This window comes from Bradyrhizobium sp. (genome assembly GCF_019244115.1).
Taxonomy (GTDB): Bacteria; Pseudomonadota; Alphaproteobacteria; order Rhizobiales; family Xanthobacteraceae; genus Bradyrhizobium.
The window spans coordinates 1-14,293 of sequence record NZ_JAFATE010000676.1 but is presented as its reverse complement, the minus strand read 5'-3'; the positions used below and the strand labels follow the sequence as shown (position 1 = coordinate 14,293).

The 14,293-nt window shown below is 66.6% G+C and carries 10 protein-coding genes; 1 reads left to right on the top strand and 9 read right to left on the bottom strand.

Translation table 11 applies throughout. The features are described 5' to 3' along the window. From addB to ubiE, 9 genes are all read right to left on the bottom strand, one after another. Window positions 1-2,513 (bottom strand): double-strand break repair protein AddB (addB, locus tag JOZ76_RS29385; RefSeq protein WP_291704688.1); only part of this gene is annotated, 2,513 nt, incomplete at its 3' end. A 969-nt stretch (window positions 2,514-3,482) separates the two neighbouring features. Further along, window positions 3,483-4,205 (bottom strand): nucleotidyltransferase family protein, encoded by a 723-nt coding sequence (locus tag JOZ76_RS29380; protein ID WP_291704686.1) that lies wholly within the window; start codon window positions 4,203-4,205, stop codon window positions 3,483-3,485. Window positions 4,206-4,341: 136 nt separating this feature from the next. Further along, a complete protein-coding gene (locus JOZ76_RS29375; RefSeq protein WP_291704684.1) occupies window positions 4,342-4,656 on the bottom strand; it encodes a PilZ domain-containing protein in 315 nt (104 codons plus the stop codon). A 338-nt stretch (window positions 4,657-4,994) separates the two neighbouring features. Then, window positions 4,995-6,605 carry a tRNA (adenosine(37)-N6)-threonylcarbamoyltransferase complex ATPase subunit type 1 TsaE gene (tsaE, locus tag JOZ76_RS29370; protein ID WP_291704681.1) on the bottom strand — a complete coding sequence of 537 codons (1,611 nt, stop codon included), beginning with the start codon at window positions 6,603-6,605 and terminating at the stop codon, window positions 4,995-4,997. Continuing rightward, window positions 6,602-9,100 (bottom strand): PAS domain-containing sensor histidine kinase, encoded by a 2,499-nt coding sequence (locus JOZ76_RS29365; RefSeq protein ID WP_291704679.1) that lies wholly within the window; start codon window positions 9,098-9,100, stop codon window positions 6,602-6,604. Before JOZ76_RS29365 ends, tsaE begins: the two co-directional genes overlap by 4 nt. 305 nt (window positions 9,101-9,405) lie before the next feature. Further along, window positions 9,406-9,858, bottom strand: coding sequence for a dUTP diphosphatase (gene dut, locus JOZ76_RS29360; RefSeq protein ID WP_291704677.1), 453 nt, complete (start codon window positions 9,856-9,858; stop codon window positions 9,406-9,408). Continuing rightward, a complete protein-coding gene (gene coaBC / locus JOZ76_RS29355) occupies window positions 9,855-11,300 on the bottom strand; it encodes a bifunctional phosphopantothenoylcysteine decarboxylase/phosphopantothenate--cysteine ligase CoaBC (RefSeq protein ID WP_291704675.1) in 1,446 nt (481 codons plus the stop codon). Before coaBC ends, dut begins: the two co-directional genes overlap by 4 nt. A gap of 72 nt (window positions 11,301-11,372) precedes the next feature. Continuing rightward, entirely contained in the window at window positions 11,373-12,947 is a 1,575-nt protein-coding gene (ubiB, locus tag JOZ76_RS29350; protein ID WP_291704673.1) for a 2-polyprenylphenol 6-hydroxylase, read from the bottom strand. Continuing rightward, window positions 12,944-13,708, bottom strand: coding sequence for a bifunctional demethylmenaquinone methyltransferase/2-methoxy-6-polyprenyl-1,4-benzoquinol methylase UbiE (gene ubiE / locus JOZ76_RS29345; protein ID WP_291704671.1), 765 nt, complete (start codon window positions 13,706-13,708; stop codon window positions 12,944-12,946). The genes ubiB and ubiE overlap by 4 nt, the downstream gene beginning before the upstream one ends. A 112-nt stretch (window positions 13,709-13,820) precedes the next feature. Here ubiE and JOZ76_RS29340 point away from each other — a divergent pair. Then, window positions 13,821-14,293 (top strand): DNA-formamidopyrimidine glycosylase family protein (locus tag JOZ76_RS29340; RefSeq protein ID WP_291704669.1); only part of this gene is annotated, 473 nt, incomplete at its 3' end.

The window sequence follows — 14,293 nt, the reverse complement described above, 5'->3', positions numbered from 1 at the left end:
GGTGCGAAATGCTTTTCGCCGATGCCGCGCAGGACGCGCACCGGATCATCGGGAAGTGCGCTGGCAAAGTTTTCGGTGAACTCGCCGATCGCGTCGTGAATCGCCGAACCGCGGTCGGCGGCGGAGAGCGGCATGTCGACGGGGTCGAGCGCATCGAGCCGGAGGATGTATTTGGCGTAGATCGTGTAGGGATCCCTGAGCCAGTCCTCGATCGAGGTGACCGACAGTTTTAGGGGCCGCGTTGCGCGCGGCGGTTTTGGCGCAGGCTGCGGGATCGGTGTGATCGTATCGGGCTGGTCGAGCGCTTCGGCGAAGCGCACATAGATCTCGCCTTTGCGCGTCGCGGTGGCCCAGCGTTCATCGCCCGCCACTGCCTCAAGCCGGTGCAGGAAGCGCGAGGCGACCGCGGGTGCGCCGCCGGACTTGGTCGCGTGGCTCAGGATCACGTCCTCGGTGCCGAGCAGCTGGGTGAAGTCGTGCGCGGACAGCCCGATGCGGCGCTCCGGCAGATCGAGGCCGAGCTCGTGTCGCATCGGCCGGCTCAGCCAGGGATCGATGCGCGGCGAGGGCGGCCAGACGCCCTCGATCAGGCCGCCGATGATGACGCGCTCGGCCTGCATCAGGCGGGATTCCAGCGGGCCGTAGATGTGGAGCTGCGCGCCCGGCAGTTCGGGGCGCCGCACCGCGCGATCGCCGAACGCGGTCTGGAACACGTCGGCATAGTCTGACAGCGCGACCTCGAGCCCGCTCATCTGCCGCGGCGCGAGCAGCTCATCGAAGGTGGCCGACAGCGCGAGTCCGGCCTGCTCCTCGAACGCAACTGCGATGCCGGCCTCGTCGCGCGACAGCGCCACGAGGATCTCGCGATGGCGGGCGGCGAGCTCGGCAAAATCATGCGGCTTGGATGACGCGAGGCTCTCAAGCGGCGCCAGCGCGGTGCGCAGCGCCGTGATCAGAGCTTCGGCGTGATCGAGCTTTTCATGTGAGAGGCGCGCGCGGGGTTCTCGCGCGTGCAGCGCGGAGGGTTCGTTGCGCCGGAGTTTTGCGAGTTCGTCGCGGAAACGGCTATATTCGCGCTTCAGACCGGCCGTGCCTGGCTGCGGGCGGGTGCCGCGCAGCACCGCAAACTCCAGCGTCTCGATCGCGCTTCTGAAACCGCCCTGCGCGCGGCCTAGCCGGCACAGCGGGTGTTTGAGCAGCGCCAGCAGCGTCGGTGGCTCCAACCCTCTGGCGACGGCTTCCGCCGCGAGCCGCGCGAACCGGCCGGCCCGCGTCTCCATCAGCGCATCGCCGCCGGAATCGTCGAAGCGCAGATTCCAGCGCGCAAGCTGCGCCATCACCCGCCGCGCCAGCGCCCGATCCGGCGTGACCAGCGCCGCCGACTTGCTCAGGTGCCGCGCCTCGCGCATCGCGACCGCGATCGCGAGCGCCTCTGCTTCCGCATTCGGCGCGGTGATGACAGCGACGTTGTCCATGGCTGATGCGATCCGGGCCGCCACATCGGCTTCGCCGAGCCGATCGTGCCATCGGGCGGTCGCTTCCGAGGGCCGCATCGCTTCGGACACCAGCACCTCGCGTCCGCCATCCGATGTTCCGAGGATCTCGACGTCGCCGCGCTTGATTCCGAACCGCCGCAGCAGGCCGTGCATGGCAAATTGCGGATGGTTGGAGGAGGGATGCTGCTCGACCTTGCCCTGCGCGCTCGTGATCCCGCCGATGGAGTCCCAGGCCGCCTCGTCGAGATCGATATCGAGACCGGGCAGCACCAGCGCACCCTGCGGCAGCCTTGCGACTGCATGAAGGAACTTTGCGGTCGACGGCATCGAACCGGTCGACCCCGCAGCGATCACCGGACCCGCGGGACGTGCGGTGAGGCGCGCGGCTTCGGCCGTGATCAGCAGGTCACGCCGCGTGGCGGGCTCGATGCGACCGATCTCGGCGAGATAGGCCGGCCAGGCCTGGCGGGCGATCTGCAGGAATTGCAGCGAATATTGCCAATAGCGGTCGAGCTGGTCGGGCACCAGGCCGTCGAGCGCGTCCCACGCGACACCTCGCGTGACCATGTCGTCGATCAGCCGGGCGAGATCGGCGGCCAGCGCCAGTGTCGAGGCCGGTCCGCCAACCACCAACGGGGAGGCGCCGGGACGCTTCGCCCAGGCCGCCACCAGCCGCGCCAACGTCAGCCGGCGCTCGAGCTCGCCGAGCTTTGGCGGCATTTCGAGCGCTGCGCCAGAGCCAAGCGCCTCGGTCTCGCCGGCAAACAGCAGCTCATCCTCGTCGATGTCGCCGAGCGCGACGATGCGCGGCAGCACCGCGGCATCAGTCTTCAGCTCGTCGAGAAAGATCTCGCGTGCCACGCGCATCGCACGCTGGGTCGGCAGATACAGCGTTGCTTCCGCCAGTCTTGCCGGATTGCTGCGCGCCTCAAAACCATTGACCAGCGCGCCGTCGATCAGCGCCGCGATCACGGTGCGCAGGAACGGCACGGAGATGGGAACACTGAGGACGCGCATGGGCTCGCTGATTCGAATCGGTCGCCGGCAATATAGGCAGCGCGGCGGGATTGGTCATGGGCAGGTAGTCGTCATCGCCGCTGTCCACATATGTGGATCGTCAGGATTCTACGGGATGTCATTGTCCGGCTTGACCGGGCAATCCAGCATTCCAGAGGCGGCAGTCGTTCCCCGAGAGGCCGCGACGTACTGGATCTCCCGCTTTCGCGGGCGATGACCATCGAAGGTGCTGCGAGCATCTTGCGTAGACGTTGTGCCGCATTCTCGCGGCGCGATTCGCGCCCGAGTCTTGCAAGAACTTCCGCCCTCCAGGAAGAGGGCGCAGGGAAGGCCGGGTATCGACTGATACCCATGGCCCGCGTGCAACAAAAAATGCACGCGGCGGTTACCACAGGTTTCAGCCGGAACACCCGGCCTTCCCTGCGCAATGGTTTTACGGCTTATACGTACTCTCCCCGGGGCCCGGGCTTTCTTGCCCCCGTCACGCGCAGATCGTTCTGCTCGCTTGACACCAGCGTCGGGGTGTCAGGACCACACGACTTCGCCGTACGCAGCAGCGCCGTACGTCCGCATGAAGAAATCATGCGCGTCGCTGTCGCGTCCATCGCATCCCGCCTCACGTGTCGTGACGATAGCGCATACGCCCCTCTTGCCGAGGCGGGACGGCGAGGATCATGCTTCTGATTTTGGTGAAAGTCAAGTCTATTTCAGAAAAACAGAAGCAGCCTCGGTTGCGACATGTTGGCACGACGGGCAGTTTGCGCACGTCCGGTCTGTCGTGTTGGAACTGCGTGCGATGATGGCCTCCACCAACTCGATCGTCATCCCCGCGAAAGCGGGGATCCAGTATTCCAGAGACAGCAGTGTTTGAATCGAGAGGCCGCAGCGTACTGTCATGCCCCGCTTGAAGCGGGGCATGACAGCGGAGTGTGTGGCGCGCTGGCGATTCCGGACGACAGAAAGAAAGCGTTACGCCACGCTCTCCAGAAATGCCTCTTCGGCGGCGGGAATCGCGTCGGGCGTGCCGATATGCATCCACACGCCGTCGAGCCGCAAGCCGAACAGTCGCTCCTGCTCGTTGGCGCGATCGAACATGTTCGTCAGCGAAAACTCGCCTGCCGGCGCATCGACAAAGATCGTCGGCGACATGATCGCGGCACCCGCATAGACGAACGGCACGACCTGGTGCTCCCTGCGCTTGCGCAGGGCGCCATCGGCCAGCATGGAATAGTCGCCGCGTCCGCCATAGCCGATGCTGCTTGCGGTCGGCGCCATCAACAGCAGGATGTCCATCCGCGCGGGATCGAACGTCTCCGCGAGCCGCCTGAGGTTGGACTGCACGCCATCGATCCAGACCGTATCCGAATTGAGATGGAAGAAAGGTGTTTCGCCGAGCAGGGGCAGTGCCTTGACCACGCCGCCGCCGGTGCCCAGCACCTGGTCGCGCTCATCGGAGATTTTGACACGCGGCCTGGTGCGTGTTGCGACATGGTCGATGATCTGGTCAGGCAGATAATGCACGTTGACGACAGCATCGGTGACGCCGGCATCAGCGAGCTTGTCGAGCACATGGTCGAGCAGCGGCTGCCCGGCAACCGGGATGAGCGGTTTTGGCGTGGTCTCGGTCAGCGGCCGCATGCGCAGGCCGAGGCCGGCGGCGAGGACCATGGCTTTGGTGGGTGTAACCGGCATCTTCAGGAGGGTCTCGAATGGTGATTGTGACGCGCCCCTCCGATGGTGCCACCGGACGGCGCTGCGATGCAAAGGCGGACCAAATCTATTCCGATTCGCGGGCACCGGCGCCTGCGATATCCATCATAGATGACGATTATACGACCTGCTCGCGCCGTGCCGGTGCCCGCTTCTTCTTGTCGCCGGTTTTGAGGAAATTGACCCCGATCTGGTCGCCATTGACCCAGGCCAGCTCGCAGCGCCGGTAGGCCAGTCCGGTGGACGACAGCAGCAGGAAAAACTCTTTGAGGTGCAGGCCCTCGACCGAGCCCTCGATGGTCAGTTTTGCGCCGGTCTCGGAGACGTCCTCGAGGGTGCAGTCGCGCCGCCAGGTGCCGTCGATCCCCATCATGTGGGCCGGGACGCCGCGTTCGAACACGACGCGCTCGCCTCGGCGCCGTTCTGCCGCCATGTCTTGCTCCTGGGATAGCGCCGGTCGCCCCTTCGAGCGATGGCCACCAGCAGATTACGGAGCGGTGGCTAACAAGGGGTAAATCGGAACCCGGGGCGTTGGCCGGCAGCGAGGACTGCGCCTCAAACAATGCGCCTCAAATGGAGCAGTTCGGTACCACCGCGCCGCAACGTCGGTCCGCTCCCTCCCCCGCTTGCGGGGGAGGGCTGGGGTGGGGGCATCCGGAAGGACCTGTTCGTCCGAGTGGAGAGATTTCCCCCACCCGCCGCGCAAGAGCGCGGCGACCTCCCCCGCAAGCGGGGGAGGCGCTGACCGAGTCCGCGGAGCCACCAATTCAACTACGCCTTGTTAGAGGGCGGCGGCTTGTTAGCGGCTGGGGTCTTGCTATCGCCCGGCGTCTTGTTACTGGCCGGCGGCTCATTGCCGACCGGCGGGGGGATGTTGGCGGTGTACCAGTCCTTGACCGGCGTCAGCGCCGGGTGCGCCAGGGCGCGATTGAGATAGGTCCAGATCCGCGGCTGGTGCTTAAGATATTGCGGCTTGCCGTCGCGGCGGTTCAGCCGCGCGAAGGTGCCGAGCAGCTTGGTGTTTCGCTGTGCCGACATGATCGCGTAGTGCACTGCGAAGGTCGCGGGGTCGAAGGCCTGATCCAGCATGCGCCGGGCGCGGATATAGCGCGCGAACAGGGCAAGCTCGAGCTGTTCCGGCACGTCCACCCGCGCATCCTGCAACAGCGACACCAGGTCGTAGGCCGGATGTCCCAGCATCGCATCCTGGAAGTCGATCAGGCCGACCTTGGCGATGCCCTTGCGCTCGTCACGCCAGATCAGATTGGGCGAATGATAATCCCGCAGCAGCCAGGTCTTTGGCGCGGCAAGCGGCTGCTGCAAAAGCCCGCGCCACATCATGATGAACACGGCGACGAGATTCTTGGCCGGCTGGACGCCGCGGTCGGGAAGATACCATTCCAGCATCAGGCCAGCCTCGACCAGCATCGCATCGATGTCGAAGGTCGGGATCGCGTAAGCTGACTGGCGCGTCAGCGGCAGCGTCTCCGGAAGCGCCTGGCAATGCAGGGTCACCAGAAGGTCGGTCGCAACCTCATAGCGTTCCACGATCGGGCGCGGTGGATCACCCTCGACGACGGCGGCATTGCCGAGATCTTCCGTGACGAGGAATCCGGCCTCGAGGTCGGCATAGTGGATCACCGGCGCTGAGAGGCCGCGGTCGCGCAAGGCGTTGGCGATGGCGACGAAGGGCCTGACGTCCTCGGCAAGATGCACGGCGGCGCTGTAGGATTTGCCGCCATAGATCGCGGGACCCTGCTGCCGCTTCGGAGAGTTCATCAGGATGAAGCTAGAGCCATCGCGAACGAGCCGCGCGTAGGACCGGATCGAGGCATCGCCCGCCATGCGCTGGCGCTGCGCCTCGGCAAGGCGGGCCGTGGCCAGCATTTCGCGCAGCGCCTTCAATCGTGCGACCAGTGTGGCCGACGTGCCGTAGCCGGTGATCTCGGCCGCCCGCGCATTGCTGCCGAGCGCAGGCCGGTGGCTGAGGGAGATGTCGATTCGGTCCGCCGGCAGGAGGCCCGCGGCGCGATCCGGCCATTCGATCAGGGCGACGGTGCCCTCGGGCAGCGGCGACAGGCCGATCTCTTCCAGCTCGTCCGGGTCGCTGATGCGGTAGAGGTCGGCATGGATCAGCGGCAAGCCCGGCAGGTCGTAGACCTGCGCCAGCGTAAAGGTCGGGCTCGGCACTTCCAGCTCGTCGTCGCCGGCGAGATAGCGGATCATCCCGCGTGCCGCGGCGGTCTTGCCAGCGCCGAGGTCGCCGGAGAGCGTGATGACATCGCCGGGGCCGATCAGCAGCGCAAGGTCGGCCATCAGTTGCGCGGTCGCCGTCTCATTCGCCAGCGCCAGGGAGAAGGTGGAGGGCGAGGGCGCGGTCATTCTGCCGCGTTGCGCTGCGCGGCGTGATCAGTCGGGAAATCGCAGGTCACCGTCGTTCCCTTGCCGACGATCGAATCGACCCGCACCTTGCCGCCGTGCAGCTCGACGAAAGAGCGCACCAGCGACAGCCCGAGGCCGGCGCCGCGCCGCCGCGATCCCTGCGAATGGCTCTCGAACCAGTCGAACACCTTATCCTTGAGGTCGGGTGCGATCCCGGGCCCGGAATCGCTGACGGTGAAGGCGACGCTGCGGTCGGTGCGCCGCGCGCCCACGACAACGGTGCCGTCCTGCGGCGAGAAGCCGACGGCATTGGCGAGCAGATTGTAGAGCACCTGGACCACCCGTCGCTCGTCGCCGACGAATGTGCCGATATTGCGGTCGACATCGACCTTGAGGCGGATGCGGTCGGTCGCCAAGCGGTCCTGGACGCCCTCGGCGGCGGCGGCGATCACCTTGGTGGCGTCGACCGGGCCGAGCTCCAGCTTCATGGCGCCGGCATCGATGGTGGCGAGGTCGAGAATGTTGTTGGTCAGCGCCAGCAGGGCGTTGGTCGATTTGGTCACGTAGTCAAGATATTCCGCCTGTTTCGGCGTCAGCGGGCCGGTCGAGGGGTCGCTCAGGAAATGTGCGAAGCCGATGATCGTGGTCAGCGGCGCGCGCAGCTCGTAGGAGACGTGGTGGACGAAGTCGATCTTCATCTTGCCGGCGGCTTCCAGCGCCTCGTTGCTCTCGCGCAGCGCCCGCTCGACGTTTTCGGTGTCGGTGATGTCCTGGAAAGTCAGCATTGTGGCGCCATCGGGCAGCGGCCGGCTCATGCAGTCGAGCACGCTGCCGTCCTTGCGTTCCAGCTTCAGCGCCACGTCGCTGCGGTTCTCGATTGCGGTAATGGCCTCGCGGATCGCCCGCCAGGCGGGGGCGTCATCGAACAGCGGCTTGCACAGCGTCTCGACAGTGTCGATATGCGGCCGCTCGCGCAGCGACTCCGGCGAGAGCCTCCACATCCGGGCAAAGGCCGGGTTGAACAATTGCGCCCGGCCGTCGCTGCCGAACACCGCGACGGCTTCGGCGAGGCTGTCGAGCGTCTCGCGCTGCACCCGGGTCAGCCCGTCGAACCGCCGCGCCAGGTCGAGGTTCTTGGTGACGTCATCGAACAGATAGGTGACGCCGCCTTCCGGGTTCGGCGTCGTCACCACGCTGAGCGCGCGGCCGTCGGGCAGGTACCAGGTGTCGCTCGCCGTTTCGACCGCGCGATAGGCTTCGTGCAGCTTGGCCTTCCAGGCGCGAAAATCCGCCTGCTCCGGCAGTTTGCGCGCGGCGCGCAGGCGGTCGAGCACGCTTGAATCGTCGGGATGGCCGTCGAGAAAGGCCGGCTCGAGGTCCCACAACCGGCGATAGGAGTCGTTGTAGAAGGCGAGCCGGCGCTGGCCGTCGAACACGGCAACGCCGGAGGAGAGCTGGTCCAGCGTGCGGCGATGCGCGTCCGCCATCCGCACCAGCGCCTGGGAGAGCGCGTCGGCCTCGCTGGCGTCGATCGCGATGCCCACCCGGCCCCTGCCGATATTTTTCACATGCACGTCGAACATCCGCCGCTCGCCGCGGGCCACGATTGGCAGCCGCGCGTCGAACGTATCGCCAGCCACGAGCACGCGCTCCAGTTCGGTGCGGTCGGAGGTGTCGAGCAGCTCGATCCGGCGCGCCACCGCGTCCTCGCCGGAGACGGCCTCGGTGGCGCGGGCATAGGCCAGATTGGCGTAGCTCAGGGCGCCGCCCTGCCGGGTCCAGATCGGCCAGGGCGCGGTGTCGACGAAGCCGCGCAGCATCACCGTCTCCTGCAGCAGTTTCTGGTGCTGGGCGCTGATCTCGGCGAGGTTGCGCCTGACGCCGGCGAGCTCGCGGATGCGGACGATCGCCTGGCCGCCGATGGCGCGTCCGATCGCTTCGAGCGCATGTCCGTTCGAGGCGGTGAGGTTGAGCAAAAATCCCTCGCCGTGTTCGCGCAGGCTTTCGACCGCGCGGTCGAGCTGCGCCGCACCGTCAGCCGGCAGCCAGGTGCCAAAGGCAAGAATGCGCTGGCCGCTGCCCTGCGGCATCACCAGCGCGGTGTCGCCGGAGATCTGCGGGCGGTTCTCCCCGGCGGCCCAGGAGATCAGGATCTGCGGTTCGGCGAACAAGAGCGCGCGGTAGCGGTCGGCCTGCAGTTGCAGATGGCTGATGCTGGCACGCAGCCTTGCCTCGTTGCGCGCGGCGCGGATACGACCGCGCATCAGGAGGATCGCGGCCAGCACCGAAAAGCCGAGCAGCGCGGCGGCCGCCGTCAGCACCGCGATTTCCTGCCGGGCCGAGTCGAACAACGGCGACGCCGCGCTGAGCGGCCGCAACTCCGCGGCCCATGCGTGGCGCACCGGCAGCAGCGCCGCGGCGAAGCCGAGCAGACCGCTGCGCGTCAACGATGTGCACGACCTCAGGGTCCGACGCATCGCCACGATGCCCGACATCAATTGCCTCGAAACCTTACGAATGCCCGCCCGGTGCGGACCGCAAAATCGCCGCGCCGCTGTCCGAATCAAGGAACAATACCCTCTTCGGAAGAGGCACGTTAAGAGTCCAGACCATGAACGGCTCATCGAGCACTGGAAAAGGTCCGGACGGATCGAATCGGCTGAGATAGTTTCGTCAGAGCGCGATGGCTTTAAGGCGAATCAGGGCGAAAGCGCCATCGCGCTTTAGGCTGTTGTTCGACCATGATCTTTTCGCAAAGTCGCCGCGCCGCCCGCGACGCCACGCGCGCGATCGCGGCTTTTTAGCGCCCGGTCGAGCCGAAACCGCCGTGGCCGCGCGCGGTCTCTGGCAGTGTTGTCACGAGGACGAGCTCGGCGTGTGAGACAGGCGCAATCACCATCTGCGCGATGCGCTCGCCGCGGGCGATCGCAAAAGCCTTGTCGCCGTGATTGATCAGCAGCACCGCGATCTCGCCGCGATAATCGGCATCGATCGTGCCCGGCGCGTTCAGCACCGTGACGCCGTGTTTCGCGGCGAGCCCCGAGCGCGGCCGGACCTGCGCTTCAAAGCCATCGGGCAGCGCGATGGTCAGCGCGGTCGGCACCAGCGCATGCGCGCCGGGCTGCAGAACGAGCGGCGCGTCGTCGGCAACCGCGGCCACGAGATCGAGGCCCGCGGCGTGTGCACTCTGGTAGGCCGGCAGGGCCAGGCCCTCGCCATGCGGCAGCAGCTTGATCTCGACACGGACGGTCATGCGCTCGCTTCCATCGGCTTTGCTACAACGGTTTTGGCGATCCGGGCGACCAGTTCGGTCGCGACCTGCTCCTTGGTCATGACCGGCCAGGACTCGACCGTGACGTCCTCGCCGTCGCGGCGGACCAGATGCACGGTGTTGCGATCGCCGCCCATGACGCCGGTCGCCGGCGAGACGTCATTGGCGACGATCCAGTCGCAGGCTTTTCGCTTCAGCTTGGCCTTGGCATTCTCGATCAGGTGCTCGGTCTCGGCGGCAAAGCCGATCACCAGAGCAGGGCGTTTCTCATTGAGATGCGCGACGGTGGCGAGAATGTCCGGATTCTCGGCCAGCTCGAGTTTCGGCAGGGCACCGACGGTCTTCTTCAATTTCTGTCCGCCCTCGTTCAAGACCCGCCAGTCGGCGACCGCAGCCGCGAACACGGCGATGTCGACCGGCAAAGCCGCTTGCACCTGCTCCAGCATCTGGCGGGCGGATTCGACACGGGCGACCGCGACGCCGCTGACATCGGCAAGCTCCACCGGGCCGGTGATCAGGCGCACCTCGGCGCCGGCCGCCTGCGCCGCGGCGGCAATCGCAAAACCCTGCTTCCCGGAAGACCGGTTGGCGATATAGCGCACCGGATCGATCGGCTCATGGGTCGGTCCGGCCGTGATCAGCATGCGCTTGCCCGCGAGCGGACGCGGCCCGGCCGGGCGCAGGATACGCTCGGCGGCGGCGGCGATCTCGAGCGGCTCGGCCATGCGGCCGACGCCGGCCTCGCCCGCCTCCGCCATCTCGCCGGCGTTCGGTCCGACCATGGCGATGCCGTCACGCGCGAGTTGCGCGGCGTTGCGGCGCGTGGCGGCATTGCTCCACATCGCGGGATTCATCGCGGGCGCAAGGAGGGTCGGCCGGCTCGCGGCCAGCAGAATGGCGCTGGCGAGATCATCGGCATGGCCTTGCGCCATCTTCGCCATCAAATCGGCGGTCGCCGGCGCCACCACGATCAGGTCGCAGTCGCGTGCAAGCCGGATATGGCCGGCGTCGAACTCGCTGTCGGGATCGAACAGGTCGGTATAGACGCGCTCGCCGGACAAGGCGCTCGCTGCGAGCGGTGTGACGAACTGCTCTGCGGCGCGCGTCAGCACGCAGCGGACGCGGATATGCCGCTCTTTCAGTCGCCTGATCAGGTCGAGCGATTTGTAGGCCGCGATTCCGCCGCCGATGATCAGGGTGACCCGCGCGCCAGCCGTGGGGCTCGAACTCATGTCCCCATGGTTAAAAGTCGCGTGGTCTGTGGCCGATGGATGCGGCGGTGCTGGCGGTATCTGGGTCGGCTCGATCAGGCCCTGCAGGATCACCCGCACCTCTTCCTCGACCGAGCGGCCATGTTGCGCGGAGCGCAGCCGAAGATAGGCTTTGACCGCGTCGTCAAGCTTGCGGATGGTGAGGCTGGCCATGTCAGCCGCTCCCGGGCCGGTCTGCTCTGAGAAGGTGATAGCAATGCTAGCACTGTCGTGATTGCATTGCAATCAGAGTCGGGTGACAGCGATCAGGATGCCGATGAAGGTGGCAGCGATGATCCAGAGCGCGATCGCGCGCCAGCGGCTCTTGCGGCCTTCCGCACGATACATCGCCGCGATCGTGTCGTCGGACAGATGCAGGCCCTCCCGCGTCATGGTCTCGAGCTGCTCCAGCACGGTGACGGCGCGCGCCGCGATCACCGGTACGCCCATCAGCACCCGCGCCAGATCGCTGGTGCCCGACATCGCGCCCTGGATCCGCCCGACGGGGCCGAGATTGCGCTCGATCCACTCGCGCACGACGGGATCGGCGATCTTCCAGATGTCGAGTTTTGGGTCGAAACCGCGGGCGACGCCTTCGACCACCACCATGGTCTTCTGCAGCAGGATCAGCTCCGGCCGCGTGCGCATGTCGAACAGGCCGGTGACCTCGAGCAGCAAAGTCAAAAGCTTGGCCATCGAGATCTCTTCGGCGGTCCGGTTGTGGATCGGCTCGCCGATGGCGCGGATCGCCTGCGCAAAGTTCTCCACCGAGTGATGCGAGGGCACGTAGCCGGCCTCAAAGTGCACCTCGGCAACGCGGCGATAGTCGCGGGTGATGAAGCCGAGCAGGATTTCGGCGAGGAAGCGCCGCTCCTTCAGGCCGAGCCGCCCCATGATGCCGAAATCGACCGCGACCAGGCGGCCTGCATCGTCGAGGAACAGGTTGCCAGGATGCATGTCGGCGTGGAAGAAGCCGTCGCGCAGCGCGTGGCGCAGAAAACTCTGGATCACCTTGCGGCCGAGATCGGGCAGGTCGACCTGCGCCTTTTCCAGCCCGGCATGGTCCGACAGCGCGATGCCGTCGATCCATTCCATGGTCAGCACGTTGTGCGCGGTGCGGTCCCAGTCCACCGTCGGCACCCGGAAATCCGGATCGTCGCGCGTGTTCTCCGCCATCTCCGACAGCGCGGCTGCCTCGAGGCGGAGGTCCATCTCCATCGCGACCGAGCGCGACATCGTGTTGATGACCTCGATCAGCCGCAGCCGCCGCGCCTCGGCGGAAAACTGCTCGGCCTTGTGCGCGACATAGAAGAAGTCGGAGAGGTCGCGGCGGAAGCGCGAGGCGACGCCGGGCCGCAGCACCTTGACCGCAACAGGCCGGCGCATGCCGTCGCGCTCGACCACGCCGCGATGCACCTGCGCGATCGAGGCCGCGGCGACAGCCGGGCCGAGACTGGCAAAGGCCTGCCACAGCGGGCGCTCCAGGGCGGTTGCAATGACGGCTTCGGCTTCGGCGTGCGGAAAAGGCGGCAGCCGGTCCTGCAGGCTTTCGAGGTCGCGCGCCATCACGACGCCGACGACGTCGGGGCGGGTGGCGAGAAACTGGCCGAGTTTCAAGTAGGCCGGTCCCATCCGCTCCAGCGCCCGCGACAGCCGCGGGCCGGATTTGGCGCCACGACGTTCGATCAGCCGTGCGAGTTTGAGCGCGAGCTGGCCCGGCGGCGGCACCAGGCTCGGATCGACCACGCCAAAAACGCCTTCGCGGGCAAACACCAGCGTGGCGCGGAACAGCCGCGCAATGTGGGTTGTCGCGGAGATCACAAACGCCAGCCCGAATGCAAGGTAACGATGCCGCCGGAGAAGCTCTGCCAGCTGACGCGCGAAAAACCGGCGGCCCGGATGATGTCGGCGAAGGCGTTCGGCCGCGGAAATCTGCGGATCGATTCGACCAGGTACTGATAGGACTCGGCGTCACCGGTCACGACGCGGCCGAGCGGCGGGATCACCTTGAACGAGAACAGCTCATAAAGCCGGTCGAGCCCCGGCACATCCACGGCGGGGGAAAACTCCAGGCACAGGAAGCGGCCGCCATGCCGCAGCACCCGATAGGCTTCGCTGAGCGCGAGGTCGATCCGCGGCACGTTGCGAATGCCGAAGGCGATCGTGTAGGCGTCGAAGGCGCGGTCGGGAAAGGCGAGCGCTTCCGCATTGCCCTCGGCAAAGACGACGCGGTCGTCGAGGTGGTTTTTCACCGCGCGGGCGCGCCCGACCTCGAGCATGTCCGTGTTGATGTCGCAGACGGTGGCGTGAAAACCGTGTCCGGCCGCGCGCGCAGCGCGGAAGGCGATGTCGCCGGTGCCGCCGGCGACGTCGAGCAGCGCGAAGGGCTTATCGGTTCGCGGCGGGTCGAGCGCGTTGATCAGCAGCGCCTTCCAGACCCGGTGCAGGCCGCCGGACATCAGGTCGTTCATCAGGTCGTAACGCGTGGCCACGCTGTGAAACACCTCGTTCACCAGCGTCTGCTTGTCCCCCAGCGGGACATCCCTGAAGCCGAAATGCGTGGTCTGGCCCGGCCGATCCATTACCCATACTCCGATACGTTCACCATAGCCTGCCCACCGCAAAGGCGCTATCACGTCAGTTCCATAAGGTGAATGATCTGAACGTCGGATGACGTGATGGAAGTACGCCGGAATGCCTGAATTGCCCGAAGTCGAGACCGTCCGCCGCGGCCTGCAGCCAGTGATGGAGGGCGCGAAGATTGTCAAGGCGGATGCCCGGCGCAAGGATTTGCGGTTTCCCTTTCAGAAGGATTTCGTCGCGCGACTGACCGGTCAGACCGTGACCGGGCTCGGCCGCCGCGCCAAATATCTTTTGGCCGATCTTGGCTCCGGCGACGTACTGTTGATGCATCTGGGCATGTCCGGCTCGTTCCGCGTCCACAAGGCCGGCGCGGATGACACGCCGGGCCAGTTCCACCATCCCCGGGCTAAGGATGCCGCCCACGACCATGTGGTGTTTCACATGTCTTCGGGCGCCGACATCGTCTTCAACGACCCGCGTCGCTTCGGCTACATGAAGGTGATCGCCCGGGGCGCGCTCGACGACGAGCCGCTGCTTAGAGGGCTCGGGCCCGAGCCATTGGGCAATGAATTCGACGCCGCTCT

What these genes read in the sequence shown, in the direction of transcription:
- JOZ76_RS29380 (WP_291704686.1), bottom strand. Translation starts at nt 4,205, where the DNA reads ATGCCGGTTACACCCACCAAAGCCATGGTCCTCGCCGCCGGCCTCGGC.
- JOZ76_RS29375 (WP_291704684.1), bottom strand. Translation starts at nt 4,656, where the DNA reads ATGGCGGCAGAACGGCGCCGAGGCGAGCGCGTCGTGTTCGAACGCGGC.
- tsaE (WP_291704681.1), bottom strand. Translation starts at nt 6,605, where the DNA reads ATGACCGCGCCCTCGCCCTCCACCTTCTCCCTGGCGCTGGCGAATGAG.
- JOZ76_RS29365 (WP_291704679.1), bottom strand. Translation starts at nt 9,100, where the DNA reads ATGTCGGGCATCGTGGCGATGCGTCGGACCCTGAGGTCGTGCACATCG.
- dut (WP_291704677.1), bottom strand. Translation starts at nt 9,858, where the DNA reads ATGACCGTCCGTGTCGAGATCAAGCTGCTGCCGCATGGCGAGGGCCTG.
- coaBC (WP_291704675.1), bottom strand. Translation starts at nt 11,300, where the DNA reads ATGGCCAGCCTCACCATCCGCAAGCTTGACGACGCGGTCAAAGCCTAT.
- ubiE (WP_291704671.1), bottom strand. Translation starts at nt 13,708, where the DNA reads ATGGATCGGCCGGGCCAGACCACGCATTTCGGCTTCAGGGATGTCCCG.